Origin of the sequence: Mesonia mobilis DSM 19841 (assembly GCF_000423405.1) — a bacterium.
Taxonomy (GTDB): Bacteria; Bacteroidota; Bacteroidia; order Flavobacteriales; family Flavobacteriaceae; genus Mesonia; species Mesonia mobilis.
Genome location: NZ_AUHX01000006.1, coordinates 101,091 through 119,810, shown reverse-complemented (window position 1 = coordinate 119,810; position 18,720 = coordinate 101,091). Strand labels below are relative to the sequence as shown.

The 18,720-nt window shown below is 35.5% G+C and carries 15 protein-coding genes; 11 read left to right on the top strand and 4 right to left on the bottom strand.

Annotation, left to right across the window (positions count from 1 at the left end; translation table 11 throughout):
- The first annotated feature begins 164 nt into the window (after positions 1 to 164).
- The 3 genes from G551_RS0106500 (at position 165) to G551_RS0106490 (ending at position 2,845) form a co-directional block, all read left to right on the top strand.
- On the top strand, positions 165 to 749 hold the full coding sequence (locus tag G551_RS0106500; protein ID WP_027884794.1) for a HupE/UreJ family protein: 585 nt from the start codon (positions 165 to 167) through the stop codon (positions 747 to 749).
- 74 nt (positions 750 to 823) lie between these two features.
- A complete protein-coding gene (locus G551_RS0106495) occupies positions 824 to 1,255 on the top strand; it encodes a deoxycytidylate deaminase (RefSeq protein ID WP_027884793.1) in 432 nt (143 codons plus the stop codon).
- A gap of 6 nt (positions 1,256 to 1,261) precedes the next feature.
- Positions 1,262 to 2,845 carry a S41 family peptidase gene (locus tag G551_RS0106490; RefSeq protein WP_027884792.1) on the top strand — a complete coding sequence of 528 codons (1,584 nt, stop codon included), beginning with the start codon at positions 1,262 to 1,264 and terminating at the stop codon, positions 2,843 to 2,845.
- Here G551_RS0106490 and G551_RS0106485 read toward each other — a convergent pair.
- Positions 2,842 to 3,039, bottom strand: coding sequence for a hypothetical protein (locus tag G551_RS0106485; protein WP_027884791.1), 198 nt, complete (start codon positions 3,037 to 3,039; stop codon positions 2,842 to 2,844). The two genes, G551_RS0106490 and G551_RS0106485, sit on opposite strands and share 4 nt — an antisense overlap.
- A gap of 1 nt (position 3,040) precedes the next feature.
- Positions 3,041 to 3,616 (bottom strand): MarC family protein, encoded by a 576-nt coding sequence (locus G551_RS0106480; protein ID WP_027884790.1) that lies wholly within the window; start codon positions 3,614 to 3,616, stop codon positions 3,041 to 3,043.
- Positions 3,617 to 3,762: 146 nt separating this feature from the next.
- On the opposite strand from G551_RS0106480, the gene G551_RS0106475 reads away from it, so the two are divergent.
- Both G551_RS0106475 and G551_RS0106470 read left to right on the top strand, forming a co-directional pair.
- On the top strand, positions 3,763 to 4,332 hold the full coding sequence (locus G551_RS0106475) for a DUF3109 family protein (RefSeq protein WP_027884789.1): 570 nt from the start codon (positions 3,763 to 3,765) through the stop codon (positions 4,330 to 4,332).
- Between the two features lie 61 nt (positions 4,333 to 4,393).
- On the top strand, positions 4,394 to 5,740 hold the full coding sequence (locus tag G551_RS0106470) for a deoxyguanosinetriphosphate triphosphohydrolase (RefSeq protein ID WP_027884788.1): 1,347 nt from the start codon (positions 4,394 to 4,396) through the stop codon (positions 5,738 to 5,740).
- On the opposite strand, the gene G551_RS0106465 is transcribed toward G551_RS0106470, so the two are convergent.
- Positions 5,732 to 7,507, bottom strand: a complete 1,776-nt coding sequence (locus G551_RS0106465; RefSeq protein WP_027884787.1) for a 1-deoxy-D-xylulose-5-phosphate synthase — start codon at positions 7,505 to 7,507, stop codon at positions 5,732 to 5,734. The two genes, G551_RS0106470 and G551_RS0106465, sit on opposite strands and share 9 nt — an antisense overlap.
- Positions 7,508 to 7,544: 37 nt before the next feature.
- Here G551_RS0106465 and G551_RS0106460 point away from each other — a divergent pair, with 37 nt between their 5' ends.
- Together G551_RS0106460 and G551_RS0106455 are read left to right on the top strand one after the other, a co-directional pair.
- Complete coding sequence (locus tag G551_RS0106460) at positions 7,545 to 7,994, top strand: nucleoside deaminase (protein WP_027884786.1); 450 nt, start codon at positions 7,545 to 7,547, stop codon at positions 7,992 to 7,994.
- Between the two features lie 7 nt (positions 7,995 to 8,001).
- Positions 8,002 to 9,474, top strand: a complete 1,473-nt coding sequence (locus tag G551_RS0106455) for an SLC13 family permease (protein ID WP_027884785.1) — start codon at positions 8,002 to 8,004, stop codon at positions 9,472 to 9,474.
- Here the strand turns inward: G551_RS0106455 and G551_RS15525 are convergent.
- Positions 9,466 to 9,801: an HAD hydrolase-like protein gene (locus tag G551_RS15525; protein ID WP_051191310.1), complete on the bottom strand. Its 336-nt coding sequence runs from the start codon at positions 9,799 to 9,801 to the stop codon at positions 9,466 to 9,468. The two genes, G551_RS0106455 and G551_RS15525, sit on opposite strands and share 9 nt — an antisense overlap.
- A gap of 159 nt (positions 9,802 to 9,960) precedes the next feature.
- On the opposite strand from G551_RS15525, the gene G551_RS0106445 reads away from it, so the two are divergent.
- From G551_RS0106445 to G551_RS0106430, 4 genes are all read left to right on the top strand, one after another.
- A complete protein-coding gene (locus G551_RS0106445; RefSeq protein WP_027884784.1) occupies positions 9,961 to 12,720 on the top strand; it encodes a helix-turn-helix and ligand-binding sensor domain-containing protein in 2,760 nt (919 codons plus the stop codon).
- A gap of 292 nt (positions 12,721 to 13,012) precedes the next feature.
- Entirely contained in the window at positions 13,013 to 16,024 is a 3,012-nt protein-coding gene (locus tag G551_RS0106440) for a SusC/RagA family TonB-linked outer membrane protein (RefSeq protein WP_027884783.1), read from the top strand.
- Positions 16,025 to 16,035: 11 nt separating this feature from the next.
- The gene (locus tag G551_RS0106435) at positions 16,036 to 17,556 is read left to right on the top strand and encodes a RagB/SusD family nutrient uptake outer membrane protein (protein WP_027884782.1); all 1,521 of its coding nucleotides are present in this window, start codon (positions 16,036 to 16,038) and stop codon (positions 17,554 to 17,556) included.
- A 20-nt stretch (positions 17,557 to 17,576) separates the two neighbouring features.
- A complete protein-coding gene (locus G551_RS0106430) occupies positions 17,577 to 18,671 on the top strand; it encodes a LamG-like jellyroll fold domain-containing protein (protein WP_036243442.1) in 1,095 nt (364 codons plus the stop codon).
- The last annotated feature ends 49 nt before the right edge of the window (positions 18,672 to 18,720 follow it).

Sequence of the window (18,720 nt, the reverse complement as noted above, 5' to 3'; positions counted from 1 at the left end):
TAAAATTGCTTGCAAAAATATAGATCATGTTTAGATATTTAAAATTTATTTAGATTTATTTCAAATAAATTTTACTGCTTAGCCGAAATCATTTTTTAACAAATTTTTAGAAAATCTATTAAGAATAATGTAAGTTTGAATAACCCCTTAATCTTATCAACCTTATGAACGAATTTTGGATTTACTTTAAGCTTGGCCTTACCCATGTTTTAGATTTGAATGCTTACGATCACGTGCTATTTTTAATTGTATTAGTAGCATCATATACTTTTTTAGAATGGAAACGCGTGTTTTGGCTAGTCACCACCTTTACTTTAGGTCACACTTTAGCCTTAATTTTAGCGACTTTTAATATTGTAAAAGTAAATTCTGCTTATGTTGAATTTTTAATACCGGTAACTATATTTATTACTGCGCTTTATAATTTAATTCGCGCCGGCAAAACGCCAAAAGATGGCGGGATGGGTGTTCTTATTGCTACAACACTTTTCTTTGGTGTGATTCACGGCTTAGGTTTTTCTTCATTCTTTATGGGTTCTGTAGGTTCCGGTACCGATAAATTTGTTTGGCTTTTAGAATTTGCATTGGGTATTGAAGCTGCACAAGCCATTGTAGTTATTGTGGTATTAATTCTAGCTTTGATCTTTCAGTCAATTTTCAACTATTCAAAAAGAGACTGGGTTTTGGTCGTTTCTTCTATTGTGATCGGACTGGTTATTCCTATGTTATTAGAAAGTAATATTTGGTAAAATCTTGTTATTGTTTTTTAAAGGCTGAAAAAGAAAAATTATTCTTTTAAATTTACAGTTCTAAATGCTGAAAAATGTCTGCAGAAAAACAGCTAAAGTTTGATAAAGCTTATTTAAGAATGGCCGTAGAATGGGGTAAACTATCTCATTGTAAGCGCAAGCAAGTAGGTGCTATTATTGTAAAAGACCGCATGATCATTTCAGACGGGTATAACGGTACGCCCAGCGGTTTCGAGAATTGCTGTGAAGATCAAGAAGGTTTAACTAAGTGGTATGTTTTACACGCTGAAGCAAACGCAATATTAAAAGTTGCCGGCTCTACACAATCCTGTAAAAATGCGACGTTATACATTACGATGTCGCCTTGTAAAGAATGTAGCAAGCTTATTCATCAAGCTGGCATAAAACGTGTAGTGTATCAAAACGGATATAAAGATAATTCCGGTTTAGGCTTTCTAGAAAAAGCCGGCGTTACCATCGAACAAATTACAGACTTAAACGACTAAAAATACTTGAGCGGTTACTCTAAAAAATATCTTCCTTTAATTATTGGCGCAGCTTGCGCTTTTGGTGTTTTTATTGGTGCCAGTTTAGATTTTTCAGATTCTTCTGAAGGTCTTTTTACCGCTAATGCCAAAAAAGAAAAGCTCAACCGACTTATCGACTACATCGACTACGAATATGTCGACAATGTAAATACCGATAGTATTGTTGATGTTACGGTGAATAGTATTTTAGAAGATCTAGATCCGCATTCAACTTATATTCCGAAGCAAAAATACGATGCGCTTGCCGAAAATATGAAAGGAGATTTTGTAGGCATCGGTATAAGTTTTTATACGCTGAATGACACGATCGCTGTGATCAAACCTTTAGCGAACGGCCCAAGTGAAAAAGTAGGTATTAAAGCCGGAGACCGCATTCTTTATGCAGACGGAATAGAGTTAGCACAAAAAACAATTAACACAGATTCTCTTTCATCTTTATTAAAAGGAAAAATAAACACCACCGTTAACTTAAAGATTAAACGTAACGGAAGCGAAAAACTGCTAGATTTTAAAGTGAAACGAGGCACGATTCCTATTAAAAGTGTCGATGCCGCTTATATGCTGAATAAAAAGTTAGGTTACATTAAAGTGAATCGCTTCGCAGAAAGTACATACAAAGAGTTTGAAACTGCAATCGAAAGTTTAATCGCTCAAGGGGCTAAAGAATTAGCACTAGATTTAAGAGATAATGGCGGCGGATATTTAGACCAGGCCGTAAAAATTGCAGATGAATTTTTAAGCGATAAAAAACTAATTGTTTTCACGAAGAATAAATCAGGCGAGATCAAGAAAACTTTTGCCACCAAAAAAGGCCGATTCGAAAATTCAAAAGTTTTTGTGTTGATCAATGAAAATTCAGCATCGGCGAGTGAGATTGTTGCCGGAGCGCTACAAGATAACGACGTAGGCACGATTGTAGGAAGAAGATCTTATGGTAAAGGTTTGGTGCAACGTGAGATGAATTTAGGAGATGGTAGTGCCGTTAGACTAACTGTTGCACGTTATTACACGCCAACCGGTCGTTCTATCCAGAAACCCTATGATCACGGAAACAACAAAGAATACTTTGAAGAATACTTAAGCCGTTACAGTAATGGCGAACTTCAAAGTAGAGATAGCATTAGTGTTAACGATTCGTTGCGTTACGAAACTCCCGGGGGAAAAGTAGTCTACGGCGGCGGCGGAATTATTCCCGACGTTTTTGTTGCAAAAGATACCGATTACGAAAAAGAAAGTCTCAATTATATGTTGAAAGGCGGTGTAATGGATCGCTTTATCTTCAATATTCTTGAAAAAGACAGAAATTACTTCAACAATATAACTCAAGAAGAATTTAACGAAAGCGAATTAGTTACCGATAAAACACTTCAGAATTATATTGACTACTTAAAAGAATTCAATTTCGATTTTAGAACCAAGAATTACCGTTATTTACTCAAAAAGTATTTAAGAGCCACGATGGCTGAACAACTTTTTGGCACCAATGCAGCTCAAAGAATTATTGGTGAAGACGATAAAATGATTCAGAAATTACTTGCGCTCGATTAAGCTTCAGCTTTTTTCTTAATTTCTCTGGAAATTAGCAAGATTAGCATCAACACAATTACGCATAAAGAAGACAGAACACAAGCTACAGCTACTTTACTGTCTTTTGCCATCAGGTCGCTAAAATCGATTATCGTGACGTTGTAAATTAATAATCCTAATGCGCAAAGCATTAAAAAGTAAATAAAATACTTCATTTTAATTGAATAAATTTTGAATGTTGGCCGCAAATAATTTTACCGCTATGGCTAACAAAACTACACCAAAAATTTTACGTATCACATTAATTCCTTGTTTTCCTAACACGCGTTCAATTTTTCCGGAAGATTTCAATACTAAATAAACAATGATAATATTTATTAAAATTGCAATAATAATATTGATCGTATGGTATTCTGCCCGAAGTGAAAGTATAGAAGTCATCGTTCCCGCCCCGGCAACTAATGGAAATGCCAGCGGAACTATCGCAGCAGTTTCTGGTGCATCATCTTTATAAAGTTGAACACCTAAAATCATTTCGATCGCTAAAAAGAACAAAATAAAAGAACCGGCTACGGCAAACGAGTTGACATCGATCCCGATAAGATTAAGAATTTCTTCCCCAACAAAAAGAAAAACGATCATTAAAATAGCCGCCACTACAGAAGCTTTTTCACTCTGTATATGCCCTACTTTTTTTCGTAGATCTACAATAATTGGGATGCTACCAATAATATCGATCACCGCAAATAGAATCATTCCGGCAGTAAAAATTTCTTTAAAGTCAAAACCCATAACTAACGTTTTTCAAAATGCGCGCAAAAGTATTTTATTTTCAAACACTTGCCAGCAATAATTTGTAAAATATTTTATAAAATTTTCAGCTAAGATTGTCGGCTAAAATTTTATTGCTTACAAAAAAATCATATTACCTTTGCCAAATGTTTCAGATAGGAAAAACCATAGTTTCAGAAGATATTATAGAGAAAGATTTTGTGTGTAATCTTTCTGCTTGTAAAGGTGCGTGTTGTGTAGAAGGTGAAGCCGGCGCTCCCGTAGAAGAAGAGGAAATTGAAAAACTAAAAGAAGTGTATGCTGCAGTGAAACCTTTTTTAAGAAAAGAAGGCATTGAAGCGATTGAAGCACAAGGCACACATATTAAAAATGATTTTGGTGAATATGAAACTCCGCTCGTAAATGGCGCCGAATGTGCTTATGTTACTTTCGATGATAAAGGAACCGCCCTTTGCGGAATTGAAGGTGCTTACCGCGCCGGAAAAATAGATTGGAAAAAACCTATTTCTTGCGAGCTTTATCCGGTTCGCGTACAATCGTATTCTCAATTTGCAGCTGTAAATTATCATCGTTGGCCAATTTGCGACGATGCCTGTTCTTTAGGAAAAGAACTACAAACGCCTATTTACAAGTTTGTAAAAGAAGCGCTCATTAAAAAATTTGGCGAAGATTGGTATTTAGAAGTAGAAAAAGTTGCTGAAAATTATAAGAAGTAAGCTCGCAATTCTTCATAGTTCTAGTTAGTTTACTATTTTTAGCCTTCTAAAAATAATGTAGATGAACTGGGAACAATTACTTTCTTTAAAACGTTATGGCGATACCACCAAACGATTACGTATAGCTCAAGATGACACCCGATTAGGCTTTGAGGTAGATTATGATCGTGTGATTTTCTCTTCAGCTTTTAGAAGTTTACAAGACAAAACGCAGGTAATCCCACTTTCAAAGACAGACTTTGTTCACACCAGGCTCACGCATAGTTTAGAAGTTTCTGTTGTCGGAAGATCTTTAGGAAGGATTGTTGGTAAAAAAGTAATTGAAAAACATCCTCATCTATCAGCCACGCACGGTTATCATTTTAATGATTTTGGTGCTATTGTTGCCGCAGCAGCATTGGCACACGATATTGGCAATCCGCCTTTCGGTCACTCCGGTGAAAAAGCTATTGGCGAATATTTTAAAAACGGAAATGGCAAGCGTTTTAAAGCACAATTAAGTGAAAAAGAATATCACGATCTTACCCATTTTGAAGGTAATGCAAATGGCTTTAAATTATTAACTGAAACAAAAAACGGAAATAAAGACGGACTCCGATTATCTTACGCTACCTTAGGAGCTTTTACCAAATACCCTAAAGAATCTTTACCACACAAACCTACCACAGAAATTGCCGATAAGAAATTCGGTTACTTTCAAAGTGAAAAAATTATTTTTAAAGACGTTGCTGAAGAATTAGGTTTAATTGAATCCGGCAAAAGTGGCGACATTCACTTTAAACGTCATCCGCTCACTTTTTTAGTTGAAGCTGCCGATGATATTTGTTACACGATTATCGATTTTGAAGACGGCATTAATCTTGGACTTATCGACGAAAGTTTTGCCTTAGAATACCTTATTAAACTCGTAAAAAACAATATTAATACTGAAAAATTTCACGCGTTAACCAACACGCAAAGCAGATTAAGTTATTTACGTTCTCTCGCCATCAATACGCTTATAAAAGATGCTGCACGTGTTTTTATTGAAAATGAAGAAGCCATTCTTGAAGGGAATTTTCACGAATCTCTATTAGACAGATCGAATTATACCGCTCAAATAAAAGATATTATTAGCTTAAGTGTTGAAAAAATTTATCAAAGCCAAGAAGTAATCGAAAAAGAAATTGCCGGTTATAAAATTATCGCTACGCTTTTAGACACTTACACCAAAGCCATTGAAAATAGTGTGAAACATGAAGAAACGAATTATGATCAACTCATTTTAAACAGCTTTCTCAAAGATTTTGAAGTAGAAGAAAAATCGACTTACCAATGGCTTATTCAATTAAGTTCTGAAGTAGCGTCACTCACCGACGGGAATGCGCTAAGAACTTTTCAGAAATTATCGGGAAGTAAATTAGGATAATACCTCTTCTATTTTTTGTTGAATCCTTTCCGCAGAAATGCCAGCTAGATCTCTTAGTTCGGCTGTGGTTCCTTGCTCGATGAATTCATCTGGGATTCCTAGGTTGATAATTTTTGAAGTGAATTGATGTTGATTAGCGAAAGCTAAAACCGCTTCTCCCGCTCCACCGGAAATCACACCATCTTCGACCGTGATCACTGTTTTGTATTGCTGAAAAATTTCAACGAGCATTTCTTCATCTAAAGGTTTTACAAATCCTAGATCATAATGCGCAACTTTTTCCGGTTGTTGAAGTTGTTGGAGCGCTTCTTCAACTTCTGTTCTAATCGTTCCGACAGAAATAATCGCGAGTTCACTTCCGCTTTGAAGTTTTTTTCCTTTACCAATTTCAACTTTCTGAAAATCTTTTTGCCAATCGGTTATTAATCCTCGACCTCTTGGGTAGCGAATTGCGATCGGATTTTCCAAACCTAAAGATGCGGTGTAAAGAATATTGCGAAGTTCAATTTCATTTGAAGGGGTTGCAATAATTAAATTGGGAATGCAACGTAAATACGCAAGATCAAAAACTCCGTGATGCGTAGCGCCATCGGCACCCACTAAGCCGGCTCGGTCTATACAAAATATTACCGGTAAATTTTGCAAAGCCACATCGTGAATTAATTGATCGTAAGCGCGTTGTAAAAATGTTGAATAGATCGTGCAAAAAACGATTTTTCCCTGCGTAGCCATTCCTGCAGCGAGTGTTACCGCGTGTTGTTCTGCAATACCAACATCAAAAGCACGATCGGGAAACTCATTCATCATATATTTTAAAGAACTTCCCGTAGGCATTGCCGGAGTAATCCCGATAATTTGCTCGTTGGTTTTTGCTAATTCAACGAGCGTGAGACCAAAAACGTCTTGAAATTTAGGGGATAAATTTTCATTATTCTTCGGAAGTAATTCACCTGTGGTCTTATCAAATTTCCCCGGAGCGTGATAAGTCACTTGGTTTTCTTCCGCTTGCTGTAAACCTTTTCCTTTTTTGGTGATGAGATGAAGAAATTTAGGTCCTTTCACCTTTTCTAACTCTTCAAAAGCTTTAAAAATAGCTTCAAAATCGTGCCCGTCGATAGGTCCGGAATAATGAAAATTTAAAGCTTCGATCATATTATCTTGCTTGGGTTTTACGCCAATCTTTGATTTTGATAAATATGCTTTCAACGCACCAACACTTGGGTCGATTCCAATCGCATTATCATTTAAAATCACCCATAAATTCACTTTCGTGACCCCGGCGTGATTAAGACCTTCAAAAGCCATTCCGCTAGCGATCGAAGCATCACCGATCACTGCAATATGATTTTTTTCTGATTTTCCATTTAACTTCGAGGCAATCGCCATCCCCAATGCGGCAGATATTGAAGTTGAACTATGGCCAACTCCAAATGTATCAAAAATACTTTCATTGCGTTTTGGAAAACCGCTTAAACCATTCAGTTTTCTGTTCGTTTCAAAAATATCTCGGCGACCGGTTAAAATTTTATGTCCGTAAGCTTGATGACCAACATCCCAAACCAACAGATCTTCCGGGGTTTTAAAATAATAATGCAAAGCAATGGTTAATTCAACCACGCCCAAACTCGCTCCCAAATGCCCTTCTTTGGTAGCCACAATATCTATAATAAATTCTCGTAATTCTTTAGCGACTTGCAACAAGTCTTGCTTGTCGAGCTTTCTTAAATCTTCCGGAGAATTGATGTTTTGCAATAATCTTGATGCCATACGACAAAGGTAAAGTTTGAAATTGTATTTTTGGCTTATGTTAACTCCTTTTGACGATACTTATTTTATGAAAAAAGCGCTTATCGAAGCGCAAGAGGCTTACGACCGTAATGAAATTCCGGTAGGAGCAATTATTGTGAGTAACAATACAGTGATCGCTCGTGGGCATAATCTTACAGAAATGCTTAACGATGTGACTGCTCACGCAGAAATGCAAGCCATTACTGCTGCTGCTAATTTTTTAGGCGGAAAGTATTTAACCAATTGCACCCTTTACGTGACTTTAGAGCCTTGCCAAATGTGTGCCGGTGCGTTGTATTGGAGCCAGATCTCTCACGTAGTTTTTGCGGCAAAGGATGAACATCGCGGCTATCGCGTAATGGGTGGAAAATTACACCCGAAAACAAAAATCACCGAAGGTTTACTAGAAGAAGAAGCTTCTACATTGCTGAAAAAGTTTTTTATTAAAAAACGAAATTTGAATTAAACACGTAATGGGAAATTCAATTTATAAAAAGATAGGACTGGTTGCCGGTCCGCTATTATTTTTACTTACCCAATTATTTTTTCAACCGGAAGGACTTTCAGAAAAAGCAATTTCTGTATTAGCGATCACACTTTGGGTGGCCGTTTGGTGGACGCTAGAAGTGGTGCCGATCGCAGTTACATCCTTACTGCCCATTATACTTTTTCCGTTAACCGGTGCGATCGATATTAGCACGACTACCCAAGCTTATGGTCATAAATATGTGTTTTTGTATTTAGGCGGATTTATTCTTGCGATCTCTATAGAACGATGGAATTTACATAAAAGGATCGCACTTTATATTATAAGTGTGATCGGTACGGGACTGAAAAAAATTATTCTCGGTTTTATGGTTGCTACAGGTTTTCTCTCGATGTGGATCTCTAATACTGCAACCGCCGTAATGATGTTACCGATCGGTATGGCAATTATTTCTCAGCTTAAAGAAACAAAAACCGATCAAAAAGAAAGTGAGCGTTTTGCCAAAGCTTTGATGTTAGGTATTGGCTATTCAGCATCGATCGGCGGAATGGCAACACTCATCGGAACGCCGCCAAATATTGTTTTGGCGAGTATTTTAGAAAAAACTTATCAGGTTGAAATTTCATTTTTTCAATGGATGTTGTTAGGGGTTCCGTTAGCGGTTTTATTAATGTTTATCGCTTGGAAGTATTTAACCTCGTTCGCGTTTAGCTTTCAGCAGAATCAATTCCCTGGAGGGAAAGAAGAAATTAAACGTTTACAGAAAGAATTAGGTCCGCTAGGTTTTGAAGAAAAAACTGTTTTAGTGGTATTTTGCTTGACCGCAATTTGTTGGATGACGAGAAGCTATTTATTAGCGCCTATTTTACCGGGAATCGATGATACCATTATTGCTATTGCCGCGGCATTACTTATTTTCTTATTACCTACAAAAAATAAAACGCAGAAAAGTTTATTAACCTGGGAACAAGCGGTAGAATTACCGTGGGGAGTTTTGCTATTATTTGGTGGCGGTTTGGCTTTAGCAGAAGGATTTGCAACTACTGGTTTAGCAGAATGGATCGGTCAACAAATGACGTCTTTCGAGCATATTTCGTTATTCTTGATGCTGATTTTGATTGTAGCATCCGTAAACTTTTTAACTGAAATTACTTCGAACACCGCCACAACTTCGATGATGTTACCGGTTATTGTGCCAACCGCTTTGGTTTTAAATGTTCATCCTTATCCGTTAATGATCGGCGTTGCTTTGGCCGCTTCTTGTGCGTTTATGCTTCCGGTGGCAACACCGCCGAATGCGATTGTGTTCGGTTCAGGATATTTGACCATACCCAATATGCTGAAAACCGGCGTTTGGATGAATATTCTTTCGATTATTCTAATTGTGCTGTTAATTTATTTGGGGTTGCCTATTATTTGGGGTTTAGAGCTGAATGAATTTCCGAAGTATTTAAAGTAAATCGGCTAATTCTTCTATGTTTTTAATGTTGTAAGTTGGTTTTTCTGCTAACGGAAACCAACTTTTACCTTCTCGTTTTACAAAAGCAGTTTGCCAACCACACGATTTTGCTCCCATAATGTCCCAAGCGTGTGCGGCGACCAGCAAACACTCTTTAGCTTCAATAGATTTTGGTTGAATTTTCTTATACACTTTTTGATTTGGTTTGTAGGTCTGAAATTTTTCAACGCTAATAATTTCATCGAAAAGAGAAGTTAATTTAGCTAAATTGGATTCATTATTCAAATAATTTTCAACAGAAACTTTGAGCGGGTTTAAATCTAGCAAGGTTTCATTTACATCAAAAAAACAGTGTTTTGGGCTTCATTATGAATTTATTTAAATTGAATTGTTAAGGTACAAGATGTATTTCGATTTTTTTTGAAGTAAATTATATGTTTAAGAATATTTTATCTTTGAATAATGTAGTTGCCCCAATTTCATTTTATGAATAAGCTAATTCTGTTATTTCTATTGGTAAGTTTTGTTGGTTTTTCGCAACAGACGACTCCTTTTTTTAAAAGTTATACAAAAAATGACTATCAGGGAGAAAATTCGAATTGGGATATTTCTCAAGATAGTTGCGGTACCATTTACACGGCCAATAATTATAAGTTGTTAGAATTTAATGGTGATGAATGGAAGAAATACAGCTTGCCAAAAGATGTGGTTATTCGTTCTACAGAAGTGATTAACGACACTTTATATACAGGAGCTTATCAGGAATTTGGATATTGGACGCATAATGAAAAGAATGAATTAATTTACACCAGCTTATCCCCAAAACTGAAAAGTGGTTTTTTTAAAAACGATGAGATTTGGAAGATTTTTCCGTATAAAGAAAATATCGTATTTCAATCGTTTAAAGGGATTTATATGTTGAATAACCGTACGAAACAAGTGAGTAAAATCGCTTTTCCGGAGGTCTCAGCAATTTTCACGTATGAGTTTAATGATCAGATTTATTTAACTACAAAAAACGCCGGTGTTTTTAAACTGAAAGATGGGGTTTTTGAGTTTGAAACCTGGAGTTTACCGCTTCAAAATTATACTTTACAATCACTTGTTGCGTACAAAGGAGGAGTTTTATTGGGAACTCAGCTCAACGGAATTTACTACGTAAAAAACGGAGAGATTACTGAATGGATCCCTAAAGATTCTGAGATTATTAACGGGATAGAAATTAATAATTTAAGCTGGATCGATAACAAATTATGTATTGGTACCATTAATAATGGTTTATTAATCGTTAATGCTGAAAAGGAATTGTTATACACCATTAACACGACCAACGGATTGTTGAACAATACTATTTTGAGTCAGTTTGAAGATAAAAACGGTAATCTATGGCTTGGTTTAGATAATGGTTTGGCGTGTGTTTTTCTTAGCTCGCCCTTGTATATGTTTACCGATAAAAGCGGTCAATTAGGAACGCTTTATGCTGTGGAACGTGGTAACGACAAATACACGGAGTATCTAGGAAGTAACCACGGAGTATTTATAAAAAATCAAAACGGACTTCATTTTCTTGAAAACTCTAACGGACAAGTTTGGAATTTAAACCGAATTGATGATGAAATAATTTGCGGGCACAACAATGGTACTTTTCTGATTAAGAATAAGGTTTTTAAGCCTATTAGTGATTTAAGTGGTGGTGTACGTTTTATTACTACGGAAGAAGAAAACACCTATTTACAGGCGAATTACACAGGCCTAAGTGAATTTAAAAAAACTAACGATTCTTGGGAAATCGATAGCTATGATAAGGTTAAATTTAGAATTAATGAAGTAGCCATCGATGAAAACGGAAACTATTGGGTAAACTCTCCTCACAATGGTGTTAGTCATTACAAATTCAAAAATAACTCTTTGCAATTAGAGCGTTTTTACGATGAGAATGAGGTAAAACATATATTTCAATTAAAAAATGTGGTTTACCTAACTTCTAAAAACAAAATTCTAAAATACGACATTATTAACGACACGATTATTAAAGATCAATTGTTAACCGATAAGCTATTCCCTTTTGAAGATGTGATGGCATTTCAGGATAAATTTATTGTCACCAAAAACGGGAGTAACGTTAATATTTTAGATATCACTTCTAGCAAAACCTTAAAACTTTCTGCTAAAATTACCGAAAATAAACTGGTGCAAGATTTTGACTACGCCAAGGCTATCAACGATTCTATCTATCTTTTTTTAGATGACGGTTATTTGTTAGCAGATATGAGCAGTCACGAAATAGAAGTGCAAGAAAATACTTCGCCATCGATTTCAAGTTTAAGCATTAACGGTGAATTAAAGAAGATAGATAGCTTATATGAAATTCCGTATAAAAAGAACTCTATCAATATTTCGCTTACCAATTATAAACCTGCCAATTACATTCAGCATCAATATAAATATAAGTTGGTGGGTTACGACAAATCTTGGAACACGTTAGACGATAATAAATTAAATTTTGAAAATCTTCCGCGTGGTGATTATGAACTTTTGGTGAAAAATATCTCCGGAAACAGAGAGAGCAAAACACTCCATTACCAATTTATAATTTTGCCTCCTTGGTACTTTAGCAATCAAGCGATTATAGGTTATATCATTTTAGCGATCCTTTCTTTTTACCTCGTTAACCTTTACAACAAGAAAAGGTATAACAGAAAGCAAAAGCGTTTTGAGCGAGAACTGGCTTATAAAAACGAACTCGAATTAAAAGAAGAAAAACTAGAAAACAATAAACGCTTAGCTGAATTAGAAAAGAAACAGCTAAAAGACCAGTTAGATTCTAAACGTAGAGAGCTGGCTACTTATGCAGCAAGTATGGCGAAAAAAGAAGAAATTCTGAATCAGCTTGAAAGTGAAATTAACAAGGAAGAAATTAAAAATGAGCATAGTAAACTTTATGATCGTTTAAACAATTTCAAAGAAAATCAATCTCACTCGGATGATGATTGGAAACTTTTTGAACGAAACTTCAATGAGGTTCACGATGATTTCTTCAAAAAATTACAGGAGCAATTCCCCGAGCTTACTCCAAAAGATCTAAAATTATGTGCCTACTTAAAAATGAATTTAAGTTCTAAAGAAATTGCACCACTAATAGGCATTACTTACAGAAGTGTAGAACTACATCGTTATCGCTTAAGAAAAAAGCTTGACCTCGATAAAAAAGAAAATCTAGTTAAGTTTTTATTGTCGATAGACTAGAAGAGTTAAAGCGAAAACGTTGTAATTAACAGTTTTAAAACTCATCAATAACACATCATTTGAGATATTTCGGCAAAATATTATTCATCAAAAGAATATATAAATTACTGATATTAAATAATTTATATATTTTTTACTTCTTGATGAGTTTAGATATATTTTAAAATAATCTTCGAAAACATCCTCTTTATAAATTTGACAATCAATAAGGCTTTAAATTAACATATCGTTAATATTTAGGCTTCTTATTGAAAGGTTAATAATCTTATTAATTAAAGCTATTTAAACACACATGAAAACACATTTACTTGCATTGCTATTCCTTTTCACAGGATTTACGCTATTTGCACAAGAAAAGACAGTTACAGGTACGGTAACTTCAGCAGACGATGGTATGCCATTGCCTGGAGCGAATGTATCTGTTCAAGGTTCTACAACCGGAACCACTACAGATTTTGATGGTATTTACGAAATCGTATTAGAAGAAGGCGATGTTCTTACCTTTAGCTATATTGGTTTTGTAACACAAGAAGTTTCTGTTGATGGTCAAGAAATAATAGATGTTTCACTAAAGCCAGATCTAGAATCTTTAAGTGAAGTAGTGGTTGTTGGTTATGGTGAACAAAAAAGAGAAGATTTAACCGGATCGATTGCAACGATCGATTCTGAAGAAATTCAAAAAACACCTAACTCAAACGTGATGCAATCCGTTCAAGGAAAAGTACCTGGAGTTCAGATTGTATCAGCAGGTTCTCCTGGAGCTTCACCTACAGTGCGTATTCGTGGTTTGGGCTCTTTTAACTCAGGAAGTTCTAGCGTATTATACGTAGTAGACGGAGCATTTTACAATAATATTGACTTTTTAGATTCAAAAGATATTAAATCTATTAACGTGCTTAAAGATGCTTCTTCTGCAGCTATTTACGGTGTTCGTGCAGCTAATGGAGTTGTAATTATCGAAACTAAAAAAGGAACAAGAAACAAAAAACCTGTGATTGAATATGATACGTACACTGGTATCCAAGTTGCTCAAAATGTTTTAAAAATGGCAAACGCAGAGCAATTTGCTACAATGGCTTACGAGTCAGGTTCAGAAGCAGATGCTCAATTCATTTTAAACGCAATGCAGCGTTATGGTCGTAGTGAATTAAACCCTAATGTGCCAGATGTAAATACAGATTGGTATAATGAAATTCTTAGAGAAGGTATTATTACTAGTCACGGAATAAGCGTTACCGGTGGTGGTGAAAACTCTACTTATTCGGTAGGAGCAAATTACTTTGATCAAGAAGGTATTCTTGATATGAAAAATGAATACGAAAGATTAAACCTTCGTTCTAAGTTAGATATTAATGTAACTGACAGAATTAAGGTAGGAAGCAGCTTTATTTTTAGTAATGCTACACAATACAGTCCTGAAGGTTCTGCTTGGTTTAAAGCTTATCACGCAGTGCCAATTATGCCGGTGATCGATCCGCAAAATACAGATGCATTTCCTACAAGATATTCTAACGCTCAATTATTAGGATACAGAGGTACTCAAAACCCTTTTCCAGATATGCGTTACAATAAGAACCAGTTAAAAGTAAGAAAGATTTTAGCGAACACTTATTTAGAAACAGAGATTATCGAAGATAAATTAACTTTTAGAACTTCGTATAGTCACGATTATTCAACAATAGAAGGCCATTATGTGAATTTACCTTATACATTAGGTAATAATGTGGAAGGTTTTTCAAGTATAAGAAGAGAACAAAACAATTACTCTAATCAATACTGGGATAATACTCTTACTTACGAAGATAGTTATGGTAAGCATAACCTAACATTAATGGCGGGTCACTCGTATAGAGATGAGGCTGCTAATACGTTTAGCGCAACAGGTAGAGACATCCGAGGAATACGTTTAGAAACTAGTCAATTTTTAAATTTTGCAGACCCTTCTTCATTTAGCGGTAATGTTAACGAAAATGGTGCAAGAATTTATGGATTGTCATTCTTTGGTAGAGCTGCCTATAATTTTGATAGCAAATATTTATTATATGGTACTTTACGTTATGACGGTTCTTCTAAGTTTACACAAGATCCTTGGGGGTTATTCCCTTCTGTAGGTACAGGATGGGTACTTTCTAAAGAAGACTTTTTGAAAGATAGTAGTGCATTAAACTTTCTTAAGTTAAGAGCAAGTTGGGGGCAATTAGGTAATGATAATGTTGGTGCAAGTTCAGGGTCTAACACTATAAATAATGTTTATGGAATTTTTGGCGGACAGCCTTATACAGGCTACACTTCTTCTAGTGTATTCACTGATAATGAATGGGAATTAGTAGAAGAATTTAACTTCGGTTTAGACGCAGAGACTCTAAACAATAGATTATCATTAAGTGCAGATTATTTTATAAGAGATACAGAAAATGCTATTTTACCAATTACAATCCCTGTAATTAATCAAGTTTTAAACCAAAATGCTGGTACTATACGTAACCAAGGTATAGAACTTTCTGCAACTTGGAGTGATAATATTAATGAAGATTTTAGCTATTCTGTGGGAGGTAACTTTACATCGATCAAAAATGAAGTAACTGCTATTCAAAATGAACAAGGTTACATTAACAGTGGTTCTGCAGAATTTAGACAAAGAACTGTCGTAGGAGAGCCTCTTCAATCTTTTTATGGTTTAGAAGTTGTAGGTGTTTTCCAAAATGAGACTCAGGTAAGTAATAGTCCATTTTTAGGAAATAACCCGGAAGCACAATTACAACCGGGAGATTTAATCTTTAGAGATCAAAATGGTGATGGGGTGATTAACGATGAAGATAGAGTTTTCTTAGGTAACTTTTTACCGACCTACACTTATGGAGGAAATATTAGCTTAAATTATAAAAACTGGGATTTTTCTCTAAGTGTTTATGGTCAAGGTGGTAATAAAATTTTAAACAGAAAAAGAGGTGAGATTATTTATACCAACGATACCAATATGGATGCAGATTTAGCAATTAACAGATGGCATGGTGAAGGTACAAGTAACAGCTACCCTTCTTCTGCAGGTTTACGTAAATCTTGGAACCAACAGTTAAGTGATTTCTGGATCGAAGATGGAGATTTCTTCAGAATTCAGAATCTTCAAGTAGGTTACACCATTCGTAACGAAAAATTGCCTGAAATTCGTTTAAACTTTACCGCAGAAAGACCTTTAACTTTTTTCAAGTATAATGGTTTCACCCCAGAAATTACAGATGGTGTAGATCGCCAGACATATCCTATTCCGGCAGTTTATACTGTGGGCTTAAATGTTAAAATCTAAAAAAAACAACTATGAAAAATATATATAAAGTTTTATTAGTATTCGGTTTGTCTGCAAGCATATTCTCTTGTAGTGATGAATTTGATACAAGAACCGGACAATTAAATACCGGAGACCTAGATTATACAGATCCTTCAGAAATGAGCGGAGCTTTAGTAGGAGCTTACAATGCATTTTCTACAAGAGGCTGGGAAGAAGCTCTTCTTTTAGCCGTTCGTGGTGACGATGTTAATGCAGGTGGTCTGGGTGATCAACAGCCATTTGCAGATACAGATAACTTCATTTACAATAACGGGTATTGGATGTACAATTCTTTATGGAATTTACATTATTCAGACATTATCGACCTAAACACTGCTATCGTTCAGTTAGAACGTTATAGAGAGTTTATGGAGGGTGAAGATGATCTTCGTGCTCAGCAATATATCGCAGAAGTTAGAGTTCTTCGTGCTTGGTTACATCTTAACGTAGCTAGAACCTGGGAAGATGTGTTCATTTACAGAACTAACAACCCATTCGAAGAGATCGAGGCAAATGGAGTTTCGTCTAAAGAAGAAGTAATGCAATTTATCATCGATGAAATGGATGAAGCAATACCTAACCTACCTAACGTACGACCAAACGAGCGTACAGATTTTCCTGGTGGTGTAACTGCTTATACGGCTTATGCTTTAAAGGCCATGGCGAATCTAGAATTAGAAAATTATCAAGGTGTTGCCGATGCTGCCGGAGAAATTATTAATAGCGGAAGATTTTCTTTATATCCTGATTTCTACCAATTATTTAAAATTCCTGGAGAGCTTAGTAATGAGTCTTTATTAGAAATGCAGTTTGATGAATTAGGTTCTGATGTTGGAGGTACTTTTTATCACAATTTCGCTCCTTTTGGACCACAAGGTTGGACTCCTGCCAGAGAAAATGCATCATCTGGTTGGGGCTTCTTCGAGCCAAGTATGAAGTACATTAAATTTATGCTAGATCGTAATGAAACTGTACGTTTAGAAACAAGTGTTTTATTTACCGATAGAGGAATAAATGAATTAAATGAAGATGGTTATACAGATTTACCAGCATTTGTATCTAATACAACGCCAAGTGGAGATGTGATCAACGATTATGAAAGAGCATATTTTGCTAGTGGAAAACATTATTTACCATCAGATCAGTTACCAGAAGAGCAAAATAGCTACGGTTCTGCTAAAAACTTTATTGTTACTCGATATGCAGAAGTATTATTAATGTATGCTGAAGCTGTGACAAGAGGAGCAACTCCAACAGCAGGTAGTGCTGCAGAAGCGGTTAACCAGGTTAGAAATAGAGCAGGATTAGCAGATTTACCAAGTGTAACATCAGAAGATGTAATGGATGAAAAGTTTGCAGAATTAGCTATGGAATGGGGTATCCGATATTATGATATGATACGATTAAACAACTATTCAGAGCTTAGTTATGACGGAAGATCTTTTTCAGAAAGTTCAGAATACTTGCCTTATCCTCAAGAACAAGTTGATGCGTTACCATTAACTAATTAATAACTAAAAAAAGGAAGATCATGTTTAAACAGTATATAGTTAAAAAATTAAGCTTGCTATCGTTAGTTTTAGTGATTGCGGCAGCATGTCAACAAGAAGAGATCGACGATATTACAAAAGTAGATCCGGGAGAAGATCAAGCAGCTCCGGAAGTAGAAATTACATCACCAGGTGATGATACAGATTTCCAGACCACTACTGAAACTGTGATGATTAATATTGCCTTTGAAGCCACCGACGATATAGAAATCACTGAAATTTCTGTAGACTTAAACGGCGAAGAACTCGAATTTTACGATGAATTTACGGATTACAGAATTGTAGATAAAGAAGTCCCTTACGAACTTAGTGATGGAGAATACACCCTTACTGTAACAGTAACCGATATTGCGGGGAATACTACTTCAGAAACCATTAATTTCAGTAAAGAAACAGTGCCGTATGTTCCGCAATTTGACGGAGAAGCTTTTTATATGAATTTAAACGGCGGTTACGCTGACTTAATTTCCAATCGAGAAATTACAGCAGTTGGTGAACCAGGCTTTGCAGGCGAAGCACAAATTGGCTCTAATGCGTATGCAGGAAATACAGATTCATATCTTACCGCTCCTGTCGAGGGTTTAACATCATTAACTTTTAGTGCTACTTTTTGGTATAAATTAGATGCTGATCAAGAAAAAGCAGGCATTATAACTGCAAGTGCATTACAGAACCCAGAAAATCCTGAAGGACCACAAAACCTTAGAACAAGTGGCTTTAGATTTTTCAGAGAAGGTACAGACGTTTTTAAACTTAATATTGGTAATGGTTCAGCTGAAGCTTGGAACGATCCGGGCTCTTCAAACATATCTTCAGGTGAATGGACACATATTGCTTTTACTATCTCTGAAACAGAAACTGTTATATATTTTAACGGAGAGGCTATAAATACTTCAACTTTAGACGCTCCTATGAGTTGGGAAGGTGTAGATCTTATTTCTATAATGTCTGGTGCGCCAGGATTTACCGAATGGGGACACCTTTCTGATTTAAGCTATATGGATGATCTTAGGTTTTTCAATAAAGCTTTAACTGCGGAAGAAGTAAACGAGGTGATGGGGTATACAGAAGAATAAAATGTGTGTTTAATTAAAACACTTGAATTAGCTATGATCCCGGAACAAT